At 43.6% G+C, this 25,236-nt stretch carries 21 protein-coding genes and 4 tRNA genes; 14 read left to right on the top strand and 11 right to left on the bottom strand.

Translation table 11 applies throughout. The features are described from left to right. Window positions 1-421 precede the first annotated feature (421 nt). From JMX07_RS06435 to JMX07_RS06390, 10 genes are all read left to right on the top strand, one after another. Window positions 422-2,239, top strand: coding sequence for a tetratricopeptide repeat protein (locus tag JMX07_RS06435; RefSeq protein WP_227684667.1), 1,818 nt, complete (start codon window positions 422-424; stop codon window positions 2,237-2,239). 191 nt (window positions 2,240-2,430) lie between these two features. Further along, entirely contained in the window at window positions 2,431-3,063 is a 633-nt protein-coding gene (gene lolB, locus JMX07_RS06430; RefSeq protein ID WP_201606923.1) for a lipoprotein insertase outer membrane protein LolB, read from the top strand. A gap of 90 nt (window positions 3,064-3,153) precedes the next feature. Next, the gene (gene ispE, locus JMX07_RS06425; RefSeq protein ID WP_201606921.1) at window positions 3,154-4,119 is read left to right on the top strand and encodes a 4-(cytidine 5'-diphospho)-2-C-methyl-D-erythritol kinase; all 966 of its coding nucleotides are present in this window, start codon (window positions 3,154-3,156) and stop codon (window positions 4,117-4,119) included. Window positions 4,120-4,286: 167 nt separating this feature from the next. Beyond that, window positions 4,287-4,362, top strand: a tRNA-Gln gene (locus JMX07_RS06420). Window positions 4,363-4,602: 240 nt separating this feature from the next. Then, window positions 4,603-4,678, top strand: a tRNA-Gln gene (locus JMX07_RS06415). A gap of 109 nt (window positions 4,679-4,787) precedes the next feature. After that, the gene (locus JMX07_RS06410; protein WP_057758042.1) at window positions 4,788-5,735 is read left to right on the top strand and encodes a ribose-phosphate pyrophosphokinase; all 948 of its coding nucleotides are present in this window, start codon (window positions 4,788-4,790) and stop codon (window positions 5,733-5,735) included. 421 nt (window positions 5,736-6,156) lie between these two features. Next, window positions 6,157-6,831, top strand: coding sequence for a 50S ribosomal protein L25/general stress protein Ctc (locus tag JMX07_RS06405; RefSeq protein ID WP_201606920.1), 675 nt, complete (start codon window positions 6,157-6,159; stop codon window positions 6,829-6,831). Between the two features lie 175 nt (window positions 6,832-7,006). Then, complete coding sequence (pth, locus tag JMX07_RS06400) at window positions 7,007-7,588, top strand: aminoacyl-tRNA hydrolase (RefSeq protein ID WP_101205142.1); 582 nt, start codon at window positions 7,007-7,009, stop codon at window positions 7,586-7,588. 100 nt (window positions 7,589-7,688) lie between these two features. After that, complete coding sequence (panD, locus tag JMX07_RS06395) at window positions 7,689-8,069, top strand: aspartate 1-decarboxylase (RefSeq protein WP_010196068.1); 381 nt, start codon at window positions 7,689-7,691, stop codon at window positions 8,067-8,069. A 188-nt stretch (window positions 8,070-8,257) separates the two neighbouring features. Further along, window positions 8,258-9,301, top strand: a complete 1,044-nt coding sequence (locus JMX07_RS06390) for a calcium/sodium antiporter (RefSeq protein ID WP_201606919.1) — start codon at window positions 8,258-8,260, stop codon at window positions 9,299-9,301. Window positions 9,302-9,379: 78 nt separating this feature from the next. Here the strand turns inward: JMX07_RS06390 and JMX07_RS06385 are convergent, their stop codons facing one another. The 3 genes from JMX07_RS06385 to JMX07_RS06375 form a co-directional block, all read right to left on the bottom strand. Beyond that, window positions 9,380-10,042 carry an RDD family protein gene (locus tag JMX07_RS06385; RefSeq protein WP_165597760.1) on the bottom strand — a complete coding sequence of 221 codons (663 nt, stop codon included), beginning with the start codon at window positions 10,040-10,042 and terminating at the stop codon, window positions 9,380-9,382. A 265-nt stretch (window positions 10,043-10,307) separates the two neighbouring features. Beyond that, window positions 10,308-10,384: transfer RNA gene (locus JMX07_RS06380), tRNA-Arg, on the bottom strand. Window positions 10,385-10,565: 181 nt separating this feature from the next. Beyond that, window positions 10,566-10,655: transfer RNA gene (locus tag JMX07_RS06375), tRNA-Ser, on the bottom strand. A gap of 351 nt (window positions 10,656-11,006) precedes the next feature. Here JMX07_RS06375 and JMX07_RS06370 point away from each other — a divergent pair. Further along, on the top strand, window positions 11,007-11,801 hold the full coding sequence (locus JMX07_RS06370; RefSeq protein WP_201606918.1) for a hydroxymethylpyrimidine/phosphomethylpyrimidine kinase: 795 nt from the start codon (window positions 11,007-11,009) through the stop codon (window positions 11,799-11,801). A gap of 108 nt (window positions 11,802-11,909) precedes the next feature. Here the strand turns inward: JMX07_RS06370 and JMX07_RS06365 are convergent, their stop codons facing one another. From JMX07_RS06365 to ppx, 5 genes are all read right to left on the bottom strand, one after another. After that, entirely contained in the window at window positions 11,910-12,479 is a 570-nt protein-coding gene (locus JMX07_RS06365) for a YggT family protein (RefSeq protein ID WP_101205146.1), read from the bottom strand. Between the two features lie 119 nt (window positions 12,480-12,598). Further along, window positions 12,599-13,432, bottom strand: a complete 834-nt coding sequence (gene proC, locus JMX07_RS06360) for a pyrroline-5-carboxylate reductase (protein WP_201606917.1) — start codon at window positions 13,430-13,432, stop codon at window positions 12,599-12,601. Window positions 13,433-13,609: 177 nt separating this feature from the next. Beyond that, window positions 13,610-15,172, bottom strand: coding sequence for a tRNA lysidine(34) synthetase TilS (tilS, locus tag JMX07_RS06355; RefSeq protein ID WP_201606916.1), 1,563 nt, complete (start codon window positions 15,170-15,172; stop codon window positions 13,610-13,612). Between the two features lie 166 nt (window positions 15,173-15,338). Next, window positions 15,339-16,142, bottom strand: a complete 804-nt coding sequence (locus tag JMX07_RS06350) for an acetyl-CoA carboxylase carboxyltransferase subunit alpha (protein WP_057758024.1) — start codon at window positions 16,140-16,142, stop codon at window positions 15,339-15,341. A 177-nt stretch (window positions 16,143-16,319) separates the two neighbouring features. Further along, on the bottom strand, window positions 16,320-17,885 hold the full coding sequence (gene ppx / locus JMX07_RS06345) for an exopolyphosphatase (protein ID WP_201606915.1): 1,566 nt from the start codon (window positions 17,883-17,885) through the stop codon (window positions 16,320-16,322). Between the two features lie 460 nt (window positions 17,886-18,345). Here ppx and JMX07_RS06340 point away from each other — a divergent pair, with 460 nt between their 5' ends. After that, window positions 18,346-18,681 carry a DUF962 domain-containing protein gene (locus JMX07_RS06340; RefSeq protein ID WP_227684676.1) on the top strand — a complete coding sequence of 112 codons (336 nt, stop codon included), beginning with the start codon at window positions 18,346-18,348 and terminating at the stop codon, window positions 18,679-18,681. A gap of 120 nt (window positions 18,682-18,801) precedes the next feature. Here the strand turns inward: JMX07_RS06340 and JMX07_RS06335 are convergent, their stop codons facing one another. The 3 genes from JMX07_RS06335 to JMX07_RS06325 form a co-directional block, all read right to left on the bottom strand. Beyond that, the gene (locus tag JMX07_RS06335; protein ID WP_201606911.1) at window positions 18,802-20,523 is read right to left on the bottom strand and encodes an AMP-binding protein; all 1,722 of its coding nucleotides are present in this window, start codon (window positions 20,521-20,523) and stop codon (window positions 18,802-18,804) included. 265 nt (window positions 20,524-20,788) lie between these two features. Continuing rightward, entirely contained in the window at window positions 20,789-22,090 is a 1,302-nt protein-coding gene (gene hemL / locus JMX07_RS06330) for a glutamate-1-semialdehyde 2,1-aminomutase (protein ID WP_201606909.1), read from the bottom strand. A gap of 102 nt (window positions 22,091-22,192) precedes the next feature. Further along, complete coding sequence (locus tag JMX07_RS06325; protein WP_320158003.1) at window positions 22,193-22,546, bottom strand: zinc ribbon domain-containing protein YjdM; 354 nt, start codon at window positions 22,544-22,546, stop codon at window positions 22,193-22,195. 467 nt (window positions 22,547-23,013) lie between these two features. Here JMX07_RS06325 and JMX07_RS06320 point away from each other — a divergent pair, with 467 nt between their 5' ends. Together JMX07_RS06320 and JMX07_RS06315 are read left to right on the top strand one after the other, a co-directional pair. After that, the gene (locus tag JMX07_RS06320; protein WP_201606908.1) at window positions 23,014-23,766 is read left to right on the top strand and encodes a YgfZ/GcvT domain-containing protein; all 753 of its coding nucleotides are present in this window, start codon (window positions 23,014-23,016) and stop codon (window positions 23,764-23,766) included. Between the two features lie 64 nt (window positions 23,767-23,830). After that, window positions 23,831-25,183, top strand: a complete 1,353-nt coding sequence (locus JMX07_RS06315; protein ID WP_265088354.1) for a D-amino acid dehydrogenase — start codon at window positions 23,831-23,833, stop codon at window positions 25,181-25,183. The last annotated feature ends 53 nt before the right edge of the window (window positions 25,184-25,236 follow it).

Here is a 25,236-nt window from a genome sequence, read left to right as displayed (position 1 = left end):
CTTACTCTATCTTAACTTGTTATATTTCTATAATGTTCAGTTCGACAGACATATCTACATTTAATCATCTGCAGTATCGTTCTTTGGCGACGTACTCGCTACTAGTAGCACATTCATACAGTCAGACATGCCACTATCTGAGTAACACGGATGCTATTGTTTATCTCATCGGTCTACTCTTATAATGTTTGTCATGGGTACATATTGCCAATATTTAACTTAAAATGATTAAAACAAACTTGCCTTATCTGTGTAGGTAAACCATGGGCGAATACGGCTATCTATGATTTTTTTTGGGTCATTACTTCGGTCACCACATTCCTATAGCGAATACTCTAGCTTCCGTGCTTTATTGCGTGTCGCTATTGAGCGCCTGTGTCAACGATATAAGTTAGCGTTGTCTCTAGCTGTGTGCCTGTGTTTGGCAGCCCCTGTTCATGCCAGCCATCCCGATGTATTGCTAGAAGCAAAAATTCCTAAGGTATCCGTTGCTACCGATAATAAAGCAGCTAACAATAAGGTAACTGGCAATAAGCTAAATGATGATAGTGCTGCGATTGATACACCTTATAATGAAGATACGCTCACCATAGAAAACGTAAAAAACATTAACGGCCTAGCGCCAGCCAGCCTATGGCAGCCTGAGCTTAGTGAACCAAGCTTGTACGCTCTACTGGATGCCGAGTTTGCTGCTGATCGCGATGACAAACGACGCGCGGTCTCTATTTATAAGCAACAGTCTTTTAAAGAAGATGCGACAGCCGTGTTTGAGAGAGCGCTTAGCTTGTCTTTGCGTAATGAAAAGGTTGAAGATTCATTACAGTTTGCCAAGACATGGCAGGACCAAAACCCTGACCACGTACCTGCTTGGTTTTATGTCGCGCATTTGGCCTTACGTGCCCACGACTACATATTAGCGGGTGAAACTTTAAACCGCATCTTGCGCTATGATCCACGCGCAGACTTAAGCGAAATCCTCATAGGTATTTACCCAAATAATGATGAAGACAAACGTGAACTTCTTGCTGCGTTGCAGCCGCTAGATAGCGAGCAAAATGCCTCATTGTCAGTGTTAAAAGCAGGTTTACTCTATCAGTTTAACGAACCTGAAGTGGCTATTGTTCATATCAATCGAGCGCTAGAGCGTCAGCCAGACTATGTGCCCTTTATTACCTTAAAAGCCGATATATTGCGTAAAATCGTGACCGCAGAAACCGTCATCAATTATGTCAGTCAAGCTCGTCTACGCAACCCTGATAGCAAAAGCTTATATCTATATGAGATTCGCTATCTATTAGATTTAAAGCAAAGCGAACAAGCGTGGAAGTTACTGCTTGAGGCGCATAGCCGCTTCAGTGATGATTCTGAGATTACTCTGCTCGCAGCCTTAGTGAGCTTGGATATTGAAGAGTACGCTAGTGCTGATGAGCTACTCAATATGCTTGCTAAGAGTCCAGCTTATCTTGATCAAGCCTATTATTATCTGGGTATCAGTGCTGAGCGTCAGCAGTTGTTCGATCAAGCTAAATACTACCTCAATGGCGTCATGCAAGAGGACTTGGTGTTAGAAGCGCGTAGAAAAGTAGTGGCGTTTGAATTACTCGATAACGACGTCGATGGGGCAATCGCGACTTTAGAGAAGCTGCGCAAAGACTTCACGGTATTCGCGCCTGACACTTTTGTCATGCAGGCCGATATCTTGTGGCAACAAAACGAGTCGGATGAAGCACTGCGCTTACTGACCCGTGCCGCTCGTAAATATCCTGATAATGAAATGCTACTCTTTGCACGGGCTCAGCTGTTAGATGATAAAGAAGACTATGTCGTTAAGCGCACCCTGCTCAACCATTTGCAGGCATTAGATCCTAGCAACTTGTCCTATCAGTTGAGCTATGCACAGTTACTACTGGCAAATGAGCGCAGCTCAGAGCAAGGTCTGGCACTAGCTACCGCGATTATCCAGATTCGCTATGATGACCCACGTTATGATAACGACCTACATCTGCAAGCCCTAAATGTCTTGGCGGGCAATGCATTGGCCAAAGAGGACTATCAGCAGGTCATCGACTATCTACAGACACCTTATGATGTGCTGCCAACTCTGCGCTCAGGCACCCTGCTATTGCGCGCCTATCAAGGCTTAGGTAACAATGACAAAGTTGAAGCATTACTCGCAGATTTGCAGCAGCGCTTCTCATTTGGACAGCATAATATCAATGACCGCATACAGCTGTATTAATAGCGCTGATTTTGGATATGTTATTCGAGCTTTGTAGTCACAGAGATATGATAGTTGATAAGGTTTTTATAAATAACGAAGCATTTATAAATTACAAGGTCGTTATAAGAAGCTAACAGCCGTGCATAACCGAGCAACAAATAACGCTTAAGCTAATATCTTTGTTCATTTTTCCATTTTGAGAAACTATTATGTCAGCATCAATCACTTCTTATAAACCAAATAAATTGGCTCTGTTTACTGCTATGACTGCAGCAATGGTCATTACCTCTGGTTGTCAGTCATTAAAAACGGCTAACGCGACTAACCAGCCAACGACCCCTGTACAAGGTCAAAACGCTGAGCAACCTAAAAAGCTAGAGAGCTTCAATATCACCGGTAAAATTGGGGTAACGACGCCTGCGAATGATTCGACCGGTACTCAAGGTGGTAGTGCGTTCTATGCATGGGGTCAGCAAAATGACCGATTTGCCATTGAGCTGATTGGCGCACTTGGTATCGGCAAAACCAACATTGAATACAATGGTCAGACCGCTACTCTAGTTAGCGAAAAGACAGGTACATTGACCGCTGACGATCCTGAAACCTTGCTAAAGAAAGCCACTGGTTGGCAAGCACCAATTTCACAAATGCCTTACTGGATTTCTGGTCGCCCGGCACCTTCAGATAGTGCACCACAACTGGATGATCAGAACCGTTTAGTTAGCTCAGTCAATGGTGAGTGGACAGCCAGCTTTACTTATAAAGGTACGGATAAGTTACCTAGTAAAATTAGTGCTGTACAGCCACAAGGTAACAAAGTTGTAATGACGATTAACCATTAATCCATCTTTTATTAACAACAGAAAGCCTGCTAAAAACCATCATTGCTAATTAAGATAGCTGTTTATAACTGCACCTTATGATAAAAAAATATGACTGAAAATATAGCCGCATCATTTGCTTCTACGATTACCCGTTTATCACCCGCAAAACTCAATCTATTTTTGCATATTACTGGTAAACGTACCGACGGCTATCATAATTTGCAAACGGTATTTCGCCTGCTCGACTGGGGCGATTATTTGCATTTTTCGGTTAGCAACAATGTCGTAATTTCTACTATAGCTCGTGAATTAAGCGCTAATCAACTCTGTCACCAGCTACTAGTATTAGATGGTGCAGAGGCTATCACTATTAATATAGAAGATAATTTAATTTTCAAATCAGCGCGCGCACTGCTAGCATCTGCCATACAGTCAAACACTTTACCTGAGCAGTTGGCAAAAGTGCATATCACTTTAGATAAGCACTTGCCAATGGGCGCGGGTCTAGGCGGTGGCTCATCTAATGCAGCAACGGCTATACTAGTGCTCAATGAGATTTGGCAGCTTAATTTTACCTGTGATGAGCTTATAAAGATTGGCGCGACTGTAGGTGCGGATGTACCTATATTTATCTTTGGTCAAGACGCTATTGCCATGGGTATTGGTGAAGAACTGACTACGATTGAGTTGCCTGACCAGCAATATTTAGTACTGACGCCTAACGCTCATGTAAATACTGCTAAACTATTCGCCCATCCCAAGCTACAGCGAGATGTCGCGCCCCTATCGGTTGCAACCATCAAAAACCAATACACTGACTATGTACAAACGCTCACTCCGCCTTATCATAATGTCTTTACTCCAGTGGTGACGAACCTTGCTCCTGCTGTTGCAGATGCCTTAAGTTATCTACAGGGGTTAGAAGCGCAAACACTCGGCACAGCACGAATGACTGGCTCTGGTAGTGCCGTGTTTTTGCCGTTGGATGCGAGTGTGGCTACTAATGAAAAGCTTGTGGCGAAGTGGATTGCAGATGCGCCTTGTACGGCATATATCGTTGGAAACTTAAAATAGCACATATAACCTTTAGATTTCTTATCATCTAAATAATGACAGTGGTAGGATTGCCGATTTTAATTTGCTAAAATAGCGCCAGCAGTAACCTATGATGAATAAATACCAGAAAAAGCAGCAAATGACTTGCAAAATCTGAAAATTTACTTATAATAGGTCGCCACAATAGGGGTATAGCCAAGTTGGTAAGGCATCAGGTTTTGATCCTGACATCCGTTGGTTCGAGTCCAGCTACCCCTGCCATTTTTTAGTACGAAGCGTTAGAGATACATCGAGTATAAGCGGTTTATAGACAGCCACTTATCTTATTGTCATTGACAACGTTATCCCAGTTTCGGTATAGTTCGCAATGGACACCGCTAGGGAAAAGTTATGTTTTAAACGGTTTATCCGTTTTTTAGATAACTGACAGGTCATGACACTATATTAAGAACGACTACTTAGTCGCTATTAAATATCGGTTGTTCATAGCCTAGACATTACAGGGGTATAGCCAAGTTGGTAAGGCATCAGGTTTTGATCCTGACATCCGTTGGTTCGAGTCCAGCTACCCCTGCCATTTTTTACTGTAATAGTATACTTCAACACCTTCACCACTCTTTTCTTAATTTGAGCAGTTTGACACTGCTTAGCGGTCGCTGCTTGAGTCAATCAATAGGACTTCTGTCATGCCTTATTTGGCGATTTTTACGGGTAATGCCCACCCAGAATTAGCAAAAACCGTAGCCGATCATCTTCACATACCTCTTGGTAAAGCTGACATCACGCGTTTTTCTGATGGCGAAATTGCCGTGGAAATCAAAGAACACGTACGTGGTAAAGATGTGTTTATCATGCAGCCTACTTGTGCACCGACCAACGACAACTTGATGGAAATCATGATGATGGCTGACGCCTTGCGTCGCTCTAGTGCTGGCCGTATCACAGCTGTTATGCCGTACTTTGGTTATGCTCGTCAGGATCGTCGTCCACGCTCAGCTCGTGTACCTATCTCGGCTAAAGTGGTCGCTGACATGCTAAACATCGTTAGTATCGATCGCGTCATGACTGTTGATTTGCACTCAGATCAGATTCAGGGTTTCTTTGATATTCCTGTAGACAATATCTACGGCACACCTGTATTGCTAAACGACCTACAAAAGCAAGACTATGACAATATCATGGTTGTTTCACCTGACGTAGGCGGCGTGGTTCGTGCACGTGCGATGGCAAAGCAGTTAGGCGATACCGACATGGCAATTATTGATAAGCGCCGTGCTCGTGCCAATGAGTCACAAGTAATGCATATCATTGGTGATGTTCGTGACCGTGATTGCGTTATCGTTGATGATATGGTCGATACTGCAGGTACATTGTGTAAAGCAGCTGAAGCATTGAAAGAAAATGGTGCCCGTCGCGTCTTGGCTTACATCACGCACCCTGTCCTATCAGGTAACGCACTGAAAAACATCAGCGAATCTGCATTAGATGAAGTGGTTGTGACCGATACAATTCCACTATCTGCTGAAGCCAAAGCCTGTAGCAAAATCCGTCAGGTAAGTATTGCACCGATGCTGGCTGAAAGCTTACGCCGTATCAATAACGAAGAATCTATTAGCGCGATGTTTGATGCCTAAGTTGATACAACTGCCTTTTCAACAGCTATTGCAGTAATTTCGAATAGCAATGACTGTAGTAAGACATCTTGAATAGTTAAAAAATAGAGCGTCAAGTATCCTTACTTGGCGCTTTGTTTTGTGTAGGCGTTTTGCGTAGGTCTTTATTATTGCTACAGAATCACGTATAATGCGCGCCTGTGCTGACCTTTTCGTTGTTTTTATTAGGCTAGCACTATCAAAAGTGCTGATCATGCTTAACAGCAACTACCGTTATGGTAATTATCGTAGCGAGCGCTGCTATAAGCAAATGGCTAAGCTTAGACATTGCGAGTTTTCTTCGTAACGATAATATTAGCTATCATCACGTATTAGTGGATTGGTCGCAAATCCACTTTTTTATGACCAGACACTTCATCATTTTTTTTATAGGATTATATCCATGAGCATTAATCATTTTGAACTAAACGCCGTTGATCGTGCTGCTGAACTACAAGGTAAAGGTGCGAGCCGCCGCCTACGTAAGCAGAACCTAGTTCCTGCTATCATCTATGGTGGTAACGAAGAGCCAACAGCTATCTCTATCAAGCTTAACGAACTAGTAAAATCACTAGAATTCGAAGCGTTTTTCTCACACATCTTGACTATCAACGTTGACGGTGAAGAGCATCAAGCTGTTATCAAAGACTTGCAGCGCCATCCAGCTAAAGGCTTCCCAATGCATGCTGATTTCCAGCGCATTGTAAAAGGTCAGAAAATCCACATGAACGTTCCTGTTCATTTCACTGGTCGTGAAGATGCGCCTGGTACTGCTGCTGCTGGTGTACTATCTACTCTAGTATCTGATATCGAAGTTATCTGCTTACCATCACAACTTCCTGAATACCTAGAAGTAGATGTATCAGGCATGGAAATCGGTGATTTGTTCCGTCTATCAGACATCAAACTTCCTGAAGGCGTTGTTATTCATGAGCTTGAGCTAGAAGACGGCCATGACCGTACTATCGTTAACATGCAGCCACCAACAGTAGAAGAAGTTGATGCTGACGTTGATGCTGATGAAGTACCAGCAACTGAGCAAAACGACGGTACTGAAGAAAACAAAGACAGCGAGTAATAACTGTTTCTAACTAGTGCATTATTTTGTGCTGGTTAGTGATACATTCGTTTAGTCAATAAGACAGCAGGTGATTAAAATCTCCTGCTGTTTTTGTAAGTAAGGTTTGAAAATAAACTGTCTATCAGTACCTCAAACCTTACCCCTATTTATCAAATTCAAGCAGGGTGTTTTTATGGCCATAAAGCTTATTGTCGGTCTTGGTAATCCTGGTCAGCAGTATATGTTTACGCGTCATAATGCAGGATTTTGGTTTGTCCATCATTTGGCTCAGCAGTTTAATATCACGCTCTCCCCTGATAAGAAATTTCATGGAGTGACAGGGCGTGGGCAGATTCATGGGTCGGATGTGCGTTTACTTATGCCGCTGACGTTTATGAATAAATCTGGTCAGTCAGTGGTGCCTATGGTAAATTTCTATGGCATCAAAAATGATGAATTGTTGATTGCTCATGATGAGCTCGATATTCCAGCTGGTAGTATCAAACTCAAAACAGACGGTGGACATGGTGGTCACAACGGCCTACGCGATATCACGCCGCATATTGGCAATGATTTTCATCGCCTGCGTGTGGGTATCGGCCATCCTGGTCACAAGTCTAAAGTTAGTGGACACGTTCTCTCTAAAGCATCTCCTGATGAGCAGATTGCGATTGATAGCGCGCTGACAGCTGCTTTTGAAGCACTCCCATTATTGTTAGATGGTGATGTCGAAAAAGCACGTTCACAAATTAATGGCTTTAAATTACCAGAATAATATAGTCGTTCAATGATAATGACCTTTTATTTTGGCAGTTTTATCCCCATTAACCTTTTGATTTAGTTAATTAATATCAGTTACGCCAAGGAACCAACCTATGCTACTTAATATGCTTAAATGCAAATTACACCGTGCCCGTGTTACCCACGCTGAACTTCACTATGAAGGCTCTTGCGGTATCGACGGCGATCTATTAGATCTTGCTGGTCTACGCGAAAATGAATCTATTGATATCTATAACGTGACCAACGGTAAGCGCTTTCGCACCTATGCTATCCGTGCTGAGGCGGGCTCTGGTATTATCTCATTAAATGGTGCTGCGGCTCATATGGCAGATTTGGGCGATATCGTTATCATTTGTGCTTACGCGCATTTTGATGAAGTTGAAGCGTCAACGTATCAGCCAAAACTTGTCTATTGCAACGAAGACAACACTGTAAAAGACACTGCAAACATTATTCCTGTACAAGTTGCTTAATATGACAGGATGGTAAGGTTTTGGTAAATTTAAGATAAACACAAAGTTACATCTTTGAATTAGCTGCTATTATTACTAAAAATCTCGATGCTAAAGGGAAAGCTGAATCTAAATCAAGATTCGGCTTTTTTTATGCAATTTTTCTCTATTAAACTCATATTTTTCATCATATATAAGGAAACATACCGATGTGGTTGGCAGCGCTTGCAATACTGATTGGGTTAGCAATTTTAGTTTGGAGTGCCGATGTCTTCATTGATGGGGCGACAGCACTAGCAAAGAAATTTAGTGTGCCTAGCTTCTTAATTGGTGTCTTAATATTGGGTATAGGTACGTCAGCGCCTGAGATGGTGGTATCAGTACTAGCAGCGATAGAAGGCAGCCCTGAGCTGGCTCTAGGTAACGCTTATGGCTCAAATATCATCAACATCGCATTGGTACTCGGTGCAACCGTATTGATTAGCCCTATTATCATCCGTAGAGGCATCGTAAAGCGCGACTTGCCCTTGCTGCTACTGATTACTGTCATCGCCGCTTGGCAGCTACGTGATGGGACATTAAGCCAAGTTGATGGTATCGTACTATTAATACTATTGGTCGCCGTCTTAGGACTACAGATCATAATGAGTATACGCGAAGGATATCATGAGCACGAAGACGATGTAGTCGTGGCTAATGCTGACTCAGAGCACTCAAATAACTTAGAGCACTCAAATAACTTAGAGCACTCAAATAACTCAGAGAGCTTAGAAAAGCTAGAACCAAGCGTAACACGTGGTATTGTCAGTTTAATTATCGGTATGCTGATGCTCGTAGCTAGCTCACGCGCTATCGTTTGGGGTGCTGTCGAGTTAGCAACGCTATGGGGGCTTAGTGAGCTTATCATTGGTCTAACGATTGTCGCCGTTGGGACCTCATTGCCTGAACTGGTATCGAGCCTGTCAGCTGCCCGTAAAGGCGAGCATGATATGGCGCTCGGCAATATCATTGGCTCTAATATCTTCAATACGTTGGCAGTTGTCGGCTTGGCAACCGTTATTGCCCCTATCGCCGCCGACCCAGTGATTCTGTCACGTGATGTGATGGCGATGGGAGTCTTGACGATATTGCTAGTGACACTATGCGTGTTTGCCTTTAAAACAAAACGCCAATTCGGTCGTACGTCAGGTGCCACGCTGATACTGTTCTTTATGGGCTACACCGCATGGCTGATTCAAAGCGTTAGTATGTAACTGTTTAGGCTAAAGCAACTGAGCAATGATAAGACTAAATTCTACGTCAATAAAAGTTATTACGTTAATCAAATCAGACTACGATTTTTTCTTACGATTTTTAAAACCGCGCCATAGCCCTTCATGTGCCACTTTCGGCATTTTTAGGGTGATGGTGTTGGACAACATATCTTGTACTGCCAGACCGCGAGGGTTGAACAGACAGAACACATAGTTGAATACTAAACCAAGAAACGCGCTGGCCAATAAGGCGGCGCGTGACCCATCAATAAGACTGCCAATAATGCCAAAAATCAGCGGCATCAAACAAGCGGCCAAAATACGCTTAAACGACTGTCCCCACGTTAGCCATTGGCCTGCATCATTAATCGTTTTTAACCGCCACGTCTGCATACCCAATGTCTGACCACCACGGCGCCAAAATATCCCATAGAACGCCACGAGCGTCAGTACAAATGATGGCGTCATAATGGCGTTCTGATACCAAAGCGGTAGCGACTGAGCCTGTGAGGATTCAGTACCCGTTTCCATAGTCAACAGCGTACCGACGACGGTTAGTATCGTCCCTACCAAAAACAATAACGCTAAAATCAGCATACCATCATAGAGAATCGCCACGACACGAATCATGGGCTTAGCGATGGTTGGCTCTTCGTTAGGATCTTGCTGTACAGGCGCACTCGATTGAGGCTTTGATTTACGAGTCGTTTTTGACGGACGTTTAGATGGACTTTTTGACATGGTACAAGCTCATAGCAAGCAGTGAATAGTAACGCTATTGTACCGTAAATGGTGGGGCTATCGTACATTATCCTAGATGACTGTCCAATATCATAGATGGCTCTTTAATATTATTAGTTGGCTATCCAATCATGCTACATATAAGAGATGGTCGTAGAATAAATAAGTAGAAGGGTAAAAGTTACAGACATAAAAAAACCGCCAATTGTCATAAGACAGGCGATTATTTTAATAACTTTTAGCTTAAATTAAGCTATTATGCAAATGGTGCGCCTGGAGAGATTCGAACTCCCGACCCCTTAGTTCGTAGCCAAGTGCTCTATCCAACTGAGCTACAGGCGCGTATTTTGCACTTTATCCACTGCGAAGATAATATCTTTTGCAGTAAATTAGGTTGGTCATTATATAGATAATATCGCTTGTGTCAACATCTTTTTTAATTAAAACAAATTATTTTTTGAATTAATTATTAAAATGTTTAACGCAGTATATTGCGTTATTACTCTAATAACAACTGAATAAATGGCGGTGAAGGAGGGATTCGAACCCTCGATACGCTTACACGTATGGTTCCTTAGCAGGGAACTGGTTTCAGCCACTCACCCACTTCACCTAACGATTCAAGACATTTATAAAAAATCTATAAACATAGTATTGATGCTAACAATACGTCTCATGTCGTGGGCGAGTATTATAACAAAGCCAAAACGAATTGCAAGCGTTGTCTACAGATTTAATGCGGCTTTTATCAAAATTATAGATATAAGTACTTATATTGCATTTTTATACGGAAAATTGCGACATATCATCGCTAAATATAACAACCAAACTGCTTATTAATATTAGGTCTACTCACTCTACCGTCTTGCACCTCATCCACAAGCATAAGACTATGATAGATTTTTTAGTAGTAGGTGGCTATAGTGTTTGTCACTTACTTTAAAATCTCTTAAAAGGAGCTGTTATGCGACCTGTCGTACTGTGTTTTTCAGGATTAGATCCTTCAGGCGGTGCTGGATTACAAGCGGATATCGAGGCCATTGGACAGTCAGGGGCACATGCAGCCATCGCGTGTACGGCGGTCACTATCCAAAGCTCGCAGCAGGTATTTGGCTTTGAGGCTTGTGCGGCATCATTGGTAAAAGCTCAAGCTACTGCGGTGCTTGATGACTTACCTGTTAGTGCTATCAAGTCAGGTATGCTCGGCACCACTGATAACATCGCAATGTTGACTGAACTATTTGCTGATCAAGTTATCGATGATGATACGCCATTTGTTTTAGACCCTGTACTGGTCGCGAATAGCGGTGGTAGCTTAGGCGATGAAAAAACTCTGGTTAGCGCCTTTAGACAATTGCTGCCCTACGCCACTTTAATCACTCCAAACACTCATGAACTACGAGCGCTTAGCGGTGAGCAAGACTTGCATGTCGGGGCAAAGAAGCTATGTACTCAAGGTACTCATGCGGTACTGGTAAAAACCTCACATGATTTTGATAGCGGTGATATCGAGCAGTACTTATATATACAGGGCGAAATGGTGCATAAGAGCACCTTGCCGCGCTTAGATGGTGAGTTCCATGGCTCAGGATGTTCACTCGCCAGCTTTATCGCTGGACGCTTGGCAATAGGCGATGCTCTCATTGATGCAGTACAAGCGGCAGATAGTTGGATTACCCAGACATTGCGGGTAGCTGATGCACCGCATCCTGATGATACTCAAGCTCAGCTCATACCAAATCGCTTTGTTCGTTTTTAGCATACCTACAAGGCTATAGATTTCCCAAGTAGCAGACGCAAAAAAGGCGCTCTATAAAAATATAGAGCGCCTTTTTTATGACAGTTTTTAAATGTAATTCTATTAGGTTTAACCCAAGGTTGGCAACACACTCGCGGCCAAACCACCGATGAATATCTCCAGCAAATAGAATGCTAAGAAAGCAACCATTGGCGATAAATCGAGCATACCTAAATTCGGCGTGATACGACGAAACGGGGCCAAAATAGGCTCAGCCAAATTAATGATAATGCCAATAATCGGATGCTCAGATCTGGTAAACACCACAATCCAGCTAACGATGATAGAACCAATCACCAGATAGCGACACATGCGTAAAAAGTCTAATAATAAGCTAGTCGTACCCGTAAAGAATAGCGGTACAGGGGCAATACCTTTATGCGTTAATGCGGCCTTTCCAGAGATATCGATTAGACGAATCAAAAACATCAACACGATAGCGGCAATGCTAATACGACCCTGTGCGACAGTCGGGAAAATGCGCCCAAATACATCGACGATATGCGTTGCTTTATAAGCAGGTGCAATCATCGGATTGCTCGCATCCATTCCTGCAAACTGCAACATAAAACGAATAAACACCAGCATCATAGCGAATGTGGTGACCAAATCAAAAATTTGAAATAACATGTTGTTCATGAAGTGCTACTCAATGTGACATTATTAACAGATTCTAGGATGACAAATGTCATTATCAGATGCTGATGATTACATAAGGTGTGTCGTCAGTGGTGACTCACAACACACCTTGTCAGTGTTTACTTGCTCATTTCTTCACTTAACGCTTGGCTACGATCATAGCAAGCTTGCATGGCCTCGCCGATTTGACGACCAATCTCATTGGCTTGCATTGACTCAACCGCTGCTTGAGTAGTACCGTTCGGTGAAGTGACTTTACGGCGTAACTCAGCTGGTGCATCATCACTATTCATCGCCATTTTTGCAGCACCTAACATGGTCTGCATAGCAAGCGCTGAGGCTTGTTCTTTATCTAGTCCTAATGCAACTGCCCCATCGACCATCGATTCAATGAAGTAAAACATATACGCTGGCGCTGAACCTGATACGGCTGTAACGGCATGCATATGCTCTTCGTCATCGACCCACATGACCAAACCTGATGCTTCCATAACGGCTGTTGCTAGCTGCTTCTGTTCCGCTGAGATATTGTCTTTACCGTAGAGGCCAGTCGCGCCCATCTGAATCATAGAAGGCGTGTTTGGCATTGCACGGACGATATTGCTATAGCCGCCCAACATGTTTGATAAAAGATCAGTCGACAAACCTGCTGCTACTGAAATGACTAACTGAGTGTCTAGTACATCAGCAAAAGCACTTACCACCACCTTCATCATTTGTGGCTTTACTGCGAGTACCACAATATCCGCACCGATCACAGCAGACTTTGGATCAGCCATTGGATCAACAGTATTTAGACCTTTGGCAGCTAATTGCTCACGTGCATCGCTGCTAGGATCGGCGACCGTGATGAGATTTGGTTTGATGCCGCAACCCACAAGCCCGCTAATGAGCGCTTGTGCCATGTTTCCGCCACCAATAAAACTGATTTTTTTATTATCTAATACCGACATACTTGTCTCCTAGTCACAAAATTCAAAGGTATTCAACTTAACATACTGATATGTAAAACGACACTCAGTTTATCATACTGCCACTACCACCGTTTGATAAATTCAAAATGTCACACTTGACATCAACCTGATAAAAATCAATGAGTCAGCCAACGGATATTAAAATTTTGACGCTTTCTATTCTAGTCTAAGCTCACTTTTGATGTGCTCGACTAATTGATTGCTTTTAGCATCGCTATCCGTCTGCTCAGAACTCAAAAGCCAACTCTCAAATGGCGATGCTAGTAATAGAGGAATATCAGTTTGTATATTACTTCCATCTTCAGATTTTTTTGTAAGGATAATGCTGACTACCATTAAGCTGTCTCGTAGCCATAATGGAACCCCAAGCGTCTGATACAGTTTTTTGCCTGCTTGTGGGCGCGCAGCCATCACGGTTTTTAACCGTTGCTTACGGTTTAATGGCACTATTTTTAACGTTACCTGCTGTGCTATACCGCCCGCACTATTTTCTAGTAATCGTAACAGCACATCTATCTTCACTTGTAACTGCCAAATATAACGATCACTGCTACGTACGATTAGTGATGTTAGATTATCAGCTGAATGACTAGATAAAGTCAGTTTAGATAATGGTAACACCTGCTCGGTCAACGGTACGTTTAGCCAAGACAGCCACTCGCTGCTCATACGATAGAGCTGATGACGATAGCGGCGAATGGTATAAGATGCCTTACGACCTTGCCAAAACAGTTCTGTCTGGTGGTCTTGGTCATCACGTTGGCTGAGAGTTAGCACATCATCGACGAGTTGCTTAGCAGGTGGTAACGGCTCATCTTGACCCAACCAATAGTGCAATAATTGCCGCTGACGATACATGGGTAGCTTTTGCAACGCATTGATATTTAGCGAGCGCTGTGCAGGTAAAAGTTGCAGGTCTGTATTTTCTGTTTGCTGCATATCCTGCATAGCTTGAGCATTGATTGTATCCTGTGCATCACTTAACAGCTGCGCGCTGCGAGCAATATTATCAATAACATTAGGATTGTATGTAGCCAGTATTGGCATAATGTCGCGTCGTAGCCCACTACGCACATTGTCACCGCTGTCATTCGTAGGATCATCTATATAAGGCAGTTGTAGACGCTGAGCATAAGCACTAATACGGGCACGCTGGATAGTTAGCCAAGGCCGCCATAGTATATTGTGCTGCCCACCTTGTCTTTGTACGCGCCACGGCTGCATGCTCGATAGACCATTCACGCCAGCGCCTTGAATCAATCGCATCAATACGGTTTCAGCTTGGTCATCAGCATGATGCGCTAATAGCAATACATCGTCTTGGTTGATATGAGCACGCATGATGTTATAGCGTGCTTGCCGCGCGGCCTGCTCATCATGTCCGTTCACTTGTGCCTGTAAAATGCAACAAGGTATCTGCTGCGCGTGCGCCCAGTTGGCAACATGCTTGGCCCAGTACTGACTATCCGACTGTAAGCCATGATCGACATGTAACAGCTGCGGCAGACATGGCAGTTTACCTTGTCGGTAGAGCTGCACACACAGTGCCGCAAGTGCCAATGAATCACGCCCACCACTACATGCTAGCCAAAGACGACGACCATGCAACTGATCACTATACACAGACATACTGCTCAAGAAAGCTGTCGCCAGTGTCTCATCAACTGGCAAATCGGCAATTGATTGAATAGGATGTGAGATGATTGCGCTGCTGGTCATATTCAGCCTTATTTTTAGTTACGTTATATGCTTCATGTAGTAACAGCCATAAAAAAACGCGCCATTAAATGACACGTTTTTATTTTAGCATTAAGACTTAGACTCTAATATGAAAAGACTATCATTAATAATAGCGACTTAACAATAAAGGTGCCATAACAACCAATTAAGCAGGCAACATCACTTCTGAATTGAAAGACTTTAGCTTTTCATAACGTAGCTCACAACGCTCTTGAGGATCTAAATCTTTAATCTCATCAAGCTGTTCAGTAATCAATGCTTTTAGCGCATTCATTACCGGCTGCGGCTGAATATGTGCGCCTTCACCTTCTTCGATGACTGCATCAATCAGACCCATCTGGTATAGATTGATAGCATTCAGCTTAAGTGCTTCACTAGCGTCTTGTGCTTTTTCAGCCGTTTTCCATAGGATAGAAGCACAGCCTTCAGGAGAGATGACCGAATAGATGCTGTTTTGTAGCATATTTACTTTATCACCAACACCAATCGCCAATGCGCCACCTGAGCCGCCTTCACCAATGATAGTCACAATCACAGGCACTTTAAGGCTAGAAAATACAGCGATGCTCTCTGCAATCGCTTGCGCCTGTCCGCGCTCTTCTGCACCAATACCAGGGTAAGCACCTTGGGTATCCACAAAGGTCATCACAGGAATATTAAAGCGCTCAGCCATTTTCACCAAACGAATCACTTTGCGATAGCCTTCAGGATTGGCCATACCAAAGTTATGAGCAATACGCTCACGGGTACTGCGGCCACGATGCTGACCAATTACCATCACAGGCTGGCCATCAAAACGAGCTAAGCCACCCAAAATGGCTTTGTCATCGGCAAAAGCACGGTCGCCATGCAATTCGTCAAATTCGGTAAAAAGCTGATTAACATAGTCCATAAATAATGGACGCTTGGCATGTCGTGCAAGCTGCACACTATCCCAGACAGTGCTCATAGACGCTTCCCTTTAATAATTATACTTAATGTATTTATGTTTAAGAATAATATCGTTATCCGTGTTCAGATAATGAAAGTACAGTTGTAAACTCAATAGGAGCTATAGTAGCACATCTTAAATAGCATGACATTATCGACAACACCGCTTTTGTTACGTTAATCTTTAACTCAATACTTACAATGGTAACTGCTCAATCTCTTGAGTCTCAGCCTCTGGAGCTTCAATCACACTAAGCTGTACGCCCCACTTAGCAAACTGGTCAATCTCCGTACGCAAATCTGCCAGCAAGAACGCGTAATGCTCACTGCTATCCGCCAAGGTAATTTGCCAGCTGTTTTCAGCGACTACCTTTAGTTCTAACTCTGGTAGCGCATAGTCACTGCGGCTATGATGCGCCAATACAGCGAGGCGCAACAGTAAGCAGAGATAAACCAGCTGGTCACCACCAATCTGACAAGTCTGCTCTAGCATATCGGCTTTAAGCTTGCGGCGATGATTAAGCATCAGCTGCGCCATGCGTTTTTGATCGACTTGCGAAAACCCTGGAATATCAGAGTATTCAAGCAAATATGCGCTATGCTTGTGATAGCTACTATGACTGATTGCCAGCCCTATCTCATGCAAGAATGCAGCACGTCTGAGCAAGTCGCAATCATCATTGGACAGCGCAAGCTTGTCTTTTACTTGTTCAAATAAATGACGGCTGGTTTTTACCACTTGCTTGGCTTGCTTTTTGTCCCCTGAATAACGCTTGATTAACGCCAATACACTGCGGTCACGCACATCTTCACTAGCAAAACGGCCGAGCATATCGTACATAACGCCTTCGCGTAACGCACCGTCTGAGTAGGTAATGGTCTCAACGCCCAGCACTTTCATCACCGCGCGCAATACTGCCACGCCAGCAGGAAATACAGCTTTACGATGTTCTTTGACGCCTTCTAACTCGATATCATCAATATTGCCAATTTTGATCAGCAATTTCTCTAATTTTTTGACACCTTTGTAAGTAATGCGTTCTTGCTCATCGGCCCAACCTTTTGACACTAAAACATTGCGCACCGCTTTGATGGTGCCACTTGAGCCAACCACGCTACTCCAGCCTGTCTTTTGATAGCGACCATTAATGGCTAAGACTTCTTTGCGCGCACCTGAAATCGCATTATTGAAGGCTTCTTTGGTAATCAGACCATCAGCGAAGAATTTTTGGGTAAAAGAAACACAGCCCATTTGTAAACTTTCAGTCAATAATGGATCGAAATTTTGACCAATAATGAACTCTGTCGAACCGCCGCCAATATCCATAACCAAGCGTTTGTCACTACTCTCGTTGGTATGCGAGACGCCCAAATAAATCAATCGCGCCTCTTCGCGGCCCGCGATAATCTCAATAGGTTTTGGCAGGATTTTATTGGCACGGGAAATAAAGTCGTTGGCGTTTTTGGCTTGACGCAACGCATTGGTCGCCACCACACGTATACGCTCTGGCGGTACTGAATCCAAGCGCGCCACAAAGCGGCTTAAACAATCAAGACCACGCTGTTCAGCAGCTGCGCTTAGAATATTATTTTCGTCCAGACCGGCGGCGAGCTGTACCTTTTCAGACATCGAGACTACTTTTCGCACTTCCCCATGGTCAAGACGAGCAATAGCTAAATGGAAACTGTTGGAGCCAATATCGATGGCTGCCATCATTTCATCATCGCCAATTGGCGGATTCGTAAGGTAGTCAATAGGCATAGGACAAGTCGTCACCGTGTTAGAGAGAGTGGATAGTTTGCCAAAATCACGTGCTATATAGTTATAAAATCACATGTATAGAAAAAAGTAGTAACCACAAAAATCAGGGCAATTTTATCATTAAAGCATTTATGCCAAACACTCGCAAGCGATGCAAAACTGTAGCGGGGACATCGAAGACCACCCTATCAGCTGACAGGTATCGGCTCAGCATCTAGCGCTTGTGTTACACATATCGGTTTGCTACATTGAAAGCTATCAATATCATGATAAAAAACCGTTATTTACAGCTCTTTTAGCCGTACAACTTACTTCAAAAGTCACCAGTTAATCGGTTAAAAACCATCTGCAATTAATAGTTATCAACCTCACCAGCAAGGAAGCTAGTCACATGAATCAGACCACTACAAAAGACGCTACCCAAACTACTGAAACCCCTATCAGTAGCGCTAAAAAAGACATGGTAAAAACTGAAAACTCGCCCAAACAGGCATTTTATGATTTTTACTTAGATGAGCATCAAAACATGGCCTGTCGCCGTCTACATTTCGCAGGCAGTAGCTTTGGCTTATTAGGACTCGCAAAGTCTGTCAAAACTGGCTCAGCCAAACCTTTGGTAAAGGGCATTACTGCTGGATATGCCTGTGCATGGGTTGGACACTTTTTCTTTGAAAAGAACAAACCTGCTTCTTTTAAGTTTCCATTGAAAAGCTTTGTCAGCGATTTTCGTATGTATAGCGATGTGCTACGAGGCAATCTGAGCTTGAGAGATCGTAAGTTTGATAAAGCACGATAACGTTTAGTCGTCATATAGGTTAAATAAACAAAAACAGGGCTGCTAAAAATAGCAGCCCTGTTTTTGTTTATTTTAAGAATTATCTCGATGTCACTCTTATAAGTGAAATACACTGCTCACTTATCGCAGTTCTTTACGCAAAATTTTGCCAACAGCAGTCTTAGGTAGCTCATCGATAAACTCATAGGACTGTGGGCGCTTATAACCAGTTAAACGCTTGCTCGCAAAGTCTTGTAGCTCCTCTACGGTGAGATTCGCGTCTTTTTTGACCACAAACGCTTTTGGCACTTCCCCGCTATGGTCATCTGCCACCCCGACTACAGCGACTTCGAGCACTTTGGGATGTTCAGTCAGCGCAGCCTCTACTTCATTGGGATATACGTTAAATCCTGATACCAGTATCATGTCCTTTTTACGGTCGACGAGTGTCAAAAACCCCTCATCATTCATAACGCCGATATCACCTGATCTAAAGTAGCCATTTGGGGTAAAAGTATCTGCATTGTCTCGCTGCCAATAACCGCGCATGACCTGAGGCCCTTTGATACAGACCTCACCCCTTGTACCTGTTGGGCACGTATTCCCATTCTCATCAATGATATGGATATCTGTCAAAGCCAATGGCAGTCCAACGCTGCCATTGAACTCTGTAATGCCAGACGGATTGAAAGAAATAACAGGCGCCGTCTCAGACATTCCATAGCCTTCGCTAATAATCATACCTGTCACTTGCTGCCATTGATCAGAGACCGCTTTAATAATCGCTGTGCCGCCACCGATAGATAAGGCTAAACGACTAAAATCTAGACTAGCGAATTTTGGATGATGCAGCATGCCAATGAATAATGTATTCACTGAAGGTATAACGTGAGGTCGGTGCTGTTCAATGGTATTCACTAGACCATCGATATCACGTGGATTGGTGACCAATATATCTTCCCAGCCGCCATAAAGACCTAGCAAGCCGCAGACCGTAAACGAAAAAATATGATAAAGCGGTAAGGGATTAAGTATTTTAATCTGCTCGCTACGATTGGCTTCAATCGTTTTACCAAACATCGCGTAGCACTGGCAGACATTGGCCATGACATTATAATGAGTGAGCATGGCGCCTTTTGGCTTGCCAGTCGTACCACCTGTATATTGCAGTAGGGCCAAATCTTCACGTACAATCGTAACGGCTTTAAACGCTTTTGCATCATAGGCCTGCATAATATGTGCAAACATTATGTTGTGCTGTGATGACTCATTTGATGACTCGGTCGAGGCATGTGTTTGCTCATCTGTGTTCGCAGATTGTGCTGTGCCAATTTGACTGAGCAAGGCAATGTCATTATCAGCAATGCTAGGATCTATGGAACATCTGACCACCCATTTTAACTGCGCTTTGACTGTGTCATCTAATTGCTCATAAGCAGTGCTCATACCATCTAACACAATTAGACCACAAGCTTGAGCGTCAGTAAGCTGATGTGCCAATTCATATTGGGTATACATGGGATTGACATTGACCAATACCACACCTGCACGTAGGCAACCCAACAGTACCACGGCATACTGCAGGATATTTGGCAGTTGTACCGCTATGCGATCGCCCTTCTCAACACCTTGCGCTTGTAAAAAAGTAGCAAAACGTCGACTGGCAATATCTAGCTGCCTAAAAGTGAGCGACGCCGCACCCATACTAAAAGCTGGAAATTCACTATGCTGTTCAATCTTTGGTTGCAGTAAGTCAATCAGATTTTGCTTACCTTCCAATACATTCAAATGATTGTCTAGGCCGTATTGGTCGTAAGTGGCTTGCCATAGTGGCGCGGTATTGCTAGAAGTACTGATACTCATTCTTTTGCATCCTTGCTTAATTGTCTGGGTTTACCTCAGAATATCATAACTTATTGTCTGTTTTTCGGATGCGCAGGCAAGAACTGTATAAGCATCAGTCACGTTAACGGCTATACAAACAATCTTCAAAAATACTTTATATTATTTCCAATATGATTATAAATAAGATATCGATAAACAAAAAAAACCAGCAAAGATCACGGGATGACCTTGCTAGTTTTTTAAGCTTTAACTTTTTAGTTAGCTAATAACTTACATGGCTAAACTATGCTTTTGCCATTTCTGCAAATATCTCATCGGCTGCTTTGATTGACGCATCAATATCTTCATCGCTATGTTTGATAGACATAAAGCCTGCTTCATAAGCTGACGGTGCCAAATAAATACCGCGATCTAGCATACCGTGGAAGAAAGTATTAAATACGTCCATATCGCACTCTGTCACATCATCGAAATTCTTTGGTGTTTCAGTTGTGCTGTCTTTGACAAAGAACATGCCAAACATGCCGCCAAGCTTATTGGTACGTAAATGAATACCATGTTTGTCAGCTGCTGCTTGGAAACCGTCTACTAGGCGATCAACTTTCGCTGCTAACTCGTCATAGAAATCCTCTGCGGTTAAGTCCTCAAACATAGCGATACCAGCGCGCATCGCTAGTGGATTGCCTGATAACGTGCCAGCTTGATAGACACCGCCAAGTGGCGCGATGCAAGACATGACTTCTTTTTTACCGCCGAAAGCGCCAACAGGTAGACCTGCACCGATGATTTTGCCAAAGCAGGTTAAATCAGGATCGATGCCGAAGTGTGCCTGTGCACCACCAAGGCCAACGCGAAAGCCCGTCATGACTTCGTCAAAGATTAATACTGCGCCATTGGCAGTACACTCGGCACGCAACGTATCATGGAACTCTTGTGTTGGAATAACCATGTTCATGTTGCCAGCGATTGGCTCCAAGATAACGCAAGCAACTTCTTTGCCCCATTTCTCAAAACAATCTTTAATCGCTTGCGGATCATTATAAGGAATCGTAATCGTATGCTTAGCAAAATCTGCAGGCACACCTTTTGACGTTGGCTCACCAATATCAAGCATGCCAGAGCCAGCTTTTACTAGCAGGCTGTCTGAATGCCCATGGTAGCAGCCTTCAAACTTAACGATTTTGTCACGCTGGGTATAACCACGCGCCAAGCGAATCGCACTCATGGTCGCTTCTGTACCAGAGCTGGTCATACGAATCATTTCGACGCTAGGCACGATGTCACAAATCTTGTCAGCAACGGTGGTTTCAAACGGCGTTGGTGTACCAAAGCTCAAACCGTCATCGGCGGCTTTTTTCACCGCATCGATGACTTTTGGGTGCGCATGACCCAAAATCATTGGGCCCCAAGAGCCAACATAATCGATATAGGCGTTGTCTTCGGTGTCATAAATTTTGCTGCCATTGGCACGGTGCATAAAGATTGGCGTACCACCGACCCCTGCAAAGGCGCGAACTGGTGAGTTAACACCACCTGGGATATGTTTACGTGCTTGTGCAAAGAGCTGTTCGTTTTTAATACTCATAATTTTCTCTACTTATAGCGACATTTATAACGACAATGTTTTGTGATTAAACGTCTATTTTATATTTGTTTATTATTGAATCTTTCAAGAAGTTTTTACAATTTAAGCTTTTTTGACCACAGAAGATTTAAGCTTCATTGGTCCGTAGCCATCAAGTTTACAGTCGATATCATGACCGTCAGTAGCATCTGGCAACAGGCGAATGCTTTTTGCTTTTGTCCCTACTTTAATCACAATTGAAGAGCCTTTGACTTTTAGGTCTTTAATAACCGTCACCGCATCGCCGTCCTGTAGCTCATTGCCAACAGCATCACGTATAACCGCGTCTTGGTCTTCAGCTTGCGCTGCATCAGTCTCAGTCGCCGTCCATTCATGAGCACACATAGGACATACCAGTAACGCACCATCTTCGTACGTATATTCAGCATCACATTTAGGGCAATTTGGTAAGCTCATTATTTCCTCGGCAGCCATCGTACATTAGGTTAATTATAGAGCTGATATTGTACCGTAACTCACCATCTTTAACCAATTTGTACGCTTGAAAATCAAACGCTATGCCCAATTTAACACTTAACTCATCGCTTATTGATGACGTTTTTTATGACAGGGTTTTTTGTGGTACTCTTCTTAGCCACATTTAGATTTATGTGTACAAATACTGTCAATGATAAAAGCGCCCATATAATTTTTATCACTTCGATTTACCCTCTATATTAGGGCGTGTCCCTATTTTAAAAATGGCGATAAAAATGAGATAAATCGCAGGTAAACAAGGAAAATAGCGCGGGTAATATCGAGCTATTGGCCAGCTATTTGACGCCGTTTGCTAAAGATATATCCATTTTTAGCCCATTTAGTCATAAACATTTGAATTAGGGATATGCCCTAATAAGTAAGCTCTCACCAGAAGGATAATAACAATGACTCAATCTTCAAATTTATCAGCCGTACCGCAGTTTTCGCAATTAACTATCCAAGGCGAAGATGCCGAAAAATTCTTGCAAGGGCAATTAACTTGTGACGTTACCAAACTCGGGCTTAGCTATCAGGCAGCCGCTATCGGTAACCTAAAAGGTCGTATTGAGTTCGGTATCTGGATCAAAAAACAAGCAGAGAAACATTATGATGTGGTCATAAGTAGCGATTGTGCTGAGTCTTTTCAGGCACACCTTAATAAGTACGGGGCATTTTCTAAATTTAAAACCATTGCACCAGCAGCGATTTATCCTTGCGTGCTAGCAGATGAGCCAACTTTTAGCCATAAAGACGACCATAATACTGCTGAGGATACTCAGGCTTGGATGGCATGCAGCCTAGCTACTGGTAATTATTGGATTGTGGCCGCAACTCAGGGTGAGTTTCAACCGCAAGAACTGCGTTTACATCAGCGCGGCGGCATGGACTATGATAAGGGCTGCTACTTAGGTCAAGAAGTCATCGCTCGCATCTACTTTAAATCTGCACCCAAAGCATTTTTGCACTATGTACAAGGCACCGGTGCAGCACCAAGCGCAGGCGACAAGCTCGATAAAATCCAAGTAGTCAATGCGATGAAAAATGATGATGGCTTTACCGCTTTGGTCGTGGCACGCCCTGAACAATTGGCAGAGAGTGATTTGAGCATATTGGACTTGCCAGCTGCACTACAAGTAGATGTTGCGCGTCCGAAATAAAAGCACATCGAATCAGGCAAGCGACGCAGCAAAGGTGACGGTAGTTCAATAAAGAGTTACCGTCATGACTAACATGAGCATAGAGAATCCTATGACACATATTGCGGTACTCGGAGCAGGCGTGGTGGGCGTGACCACCGCATGGTATCTACGTCAGGCAGGCTATGATGTGACCGTGATTGAACGCGAGTCAGCGGCAGGTATGCAAACATCATTTGCCAACGGCGGTCAAATATCTGTCTCACATGCCACGCCTTGGGCCAACCCTGCGACCCCGATGAAAGCGCTCAAGTGGTTGTTTAAAGAAGATGCTCCGCTACTGTATCGTTTGCGCGCTGATAAAGCTCAGCTCAAATGGGCCATGCAGTTTCTGCAAGAGTGCCGCGCCGATAGAGCCGATGCCAATCTGGTGCAAATGGTGCGCCTAGGTCTATATTCAAGAGATACCTTACAACAGCTGCGCGCGGATATTGGCATCAACTACGAACAGCAAACCCGCGGTATCATGCATTTTTATACCAATCAGGCAGAGTTTGATGCGGCTATCGAACCAACTGAACGCATGCAGGCGCTTGGTTGTGAGCGCCACGTGATTGATATCAATAATGCTGTCAACTTAGAACCAGCGCTCTACCCAATTGCACATAAGCTCACTGGGGCAACCTATACCAGCCGTGATGAGTCTGGCAATGCCCATCTGTTTACCCAGCGCTTGGCGCAGCGTTGTATCGATGCTGGTGTACAGTTTTTATATGATACCGAGATTTTAGCACTCAATATTGATACCGACTCTGCCCGTCCGCATGTGCACAGTATTACCATCCGTCCAAAAAACGAAAACGCGCAGACCTTTACGGCTGATAGTTATGTGGTCGCACTTGGCAGCTATAGCGTACCTCTACTAAAACCATTGGGCATCCATGTACCTATTTTCCCTGCGAAGGGATATTCGGCTACCTATACGGTGAATCCACGCGCGCCGCACTTAGCGCCTTTTGTCAGTCTGATTGATGATGAGTTTAAGCTAGTCACCTCACGACTGGGTGATAAATTGCGAGTCGCTGGTACAGCAGAATTCAATGGCTATAACCTAGATTTAAATGCTACGCGCTGTGAAGCCATCACTCGCCGTGTACAGCAATTATTCCCGAAAGGCATTATCGCAAACTCGGTGCAATATTGGACAGGACTGCGCCCGATGACCCCATCGAACGTACCTTTGATTGGTCGCGCACACTGTGGTCAAGTCAAACATGGTAGTCATAACGCTTCGGCAACTTTTGACAATTTATGGCTGAACACTGGACATGGTACATTAGGGTGGACACACTCTTGTGGCTCTGCAAAGGCCCTTAGTTTGTTAATCCAAGGCGAAACCCCTAACGTCGATTTTGATTTTATCGGTATGAGCGTTTAATCGGATCAGCGATGTATTCAGATTGCAAACAGAAAAAGGCGCTCATTTTACGT

Source organism: Psychrobacter immobilis, assembly GCF_904846235.1.
Taxonomy (GTDB): domain Bacteria; phylum Pseudomonadota; class Gammaproteobacteria; order Pseudomonadales; family Moraxellaceae; genus Psychrobacter; species Psychrobacter immobilis_C.
The sequence above is the reverse complement of the archived record's forward strand: the minus strand, read 5'-3'. Positions and strand labels throughout refer to the sequence as shown.

Excerpts from the sequence above, each read along its gene's own strand:
- lolB (WP_201606923.1), top strand. The coding sequence starts at position 2,431 with ATGTCAGCATCAATCACTTCTTATAAACCAAATAAATTGGCTCTGTTT.
- ispE (WP_201606921.1), top strand. The coding sequence starts at position 3,154 with ATGACTGAAAATATAGCCGCATCATTTGCTTCTACGATTACCCGTTTA.
- JMX07_RS06410 (WP_057758042.1), top strand. The coding sequence starts at position 4,788 with ATGCCTTATTTGGCGATTTTTACGGGTAATGCCCACCCAGAATTAGCA.
- JMX07_RS06405 (WP_201606920.1), top strand. The coding sequence starts at position 6,157 with ATGAGCATTAATCATTTTGAACTAAACGCCGTTGATCGTGCTGCTGAA.
- pth (WP_101205142.1), top strand. The coding sequence starts at position 7,007 with ATGGCCATAAAGCTTATTGTCGGTCTTGGTAATCCTGGTCAGCAGTAT.
- panD (WP_010196068.1), top strand. The coding sequence starts at position 7,689 with ATGCTACTTAATATGCTTAAATGCAAATTACACCGTGCCCGTGTTACC.
- JMX07_RS06390 (WP_201606919.1), top strand. The coding sequence starts at position 8,258 with ATGTGGTTGGCAGCGCTTGCAATACTGATTGGGTTAGCAATTTTAGTT.
- JMX07_RS06385 (WP_165597760.1), bottom strand. The coding sequence starts at position 10,042 with ATGTCAAAAAGTCCATCTAAACGTCCGTCAAAAACGACTCGTAAATCA.
- JMX07_RS06370 (WP_201606918.1), top strand. The coding sequence starts at position 11,007 with ATGCGACCTGTCGTACTGTGTTTTTCAGGATTAGATCCTTCAGGCGGT.
- JMX07_RS06365 (WP_101205146.1), bottom strand. The coding sequence starts at position 12,479 with ATGAACAACATGTTATTTCAAATTTTTGATTTGGTCACCACATTCGCT.
- proC (WP_201606917.1), bottom strand. The coding sequence starts at position 13,432 with ATGTCGGTATTAGATAATAAAAAAATCAGTTTTATTGGTGGCGGAAAC.
- tilS (WP_201606916.1), bottom strand. The coding sequence starts at position 15,172 with ATGACCAGCAGCGCAATCATCTCACATCCTATTCAATCAATTGCCGAT.
- JMX07_RS06350 (WP_057758024.1), bottom strand. The coding sequence starts at position 16,142 with ATGAGCACTGTCTGGGATAGTGTGCAGCTTGCACGACATGCCAAGCGT.
- ppx (WP_201606915.1), bottom strand. The coding sequence starts at position 17,885 with ATGCCTATTGACTACCTTACGAATCCGCCAATTGGCGATGATGAAATG.
- JMX07_RS06340 (WP_227684676.1), top strand. The coding sequence starts at position 18,346 with ATGGTAAAAACTGAAAACTCGCCCAAACAGGCATTTTATGATTTTTAC.
- JMX07_RS06335 (WP_201606911.1), bottom strand. The coding sequence starts at position 20,523 with ATGAGTATCAGTACTTCTAGCAATACCGCGCCACTATGGCAAGCCACT.
- hemL (WP_201606909.1), bottom strand. The coding sequence starts at position 22,090 with ATGAGTATTAAAAACGAACAGCTCTTTGCACAAGCACGTAAACATATC.
- JMX07_RS06325 (WP_320158003.1), bottom strand. The coding sequence starts at position 22,546 with ATGAGCTTACCAAATTGCCCTAAATGTGATGCTGAATATACGTACGAA.
- JMX07_RS06320 (WP_201606908.1), top strand. The coding sequence starts at position 23,014 with ATGACTCAATCTTCAAATTTATCAGCCGTACCGCAGTTTTCGCAATTA.
- JMX07_RS06315 (WP_265088354.1), top strand. The coding sequence starts at position 23,831 with ATGACTAACATGAGCATAGAGAATCCTATGACACATATTGCGGTACTC.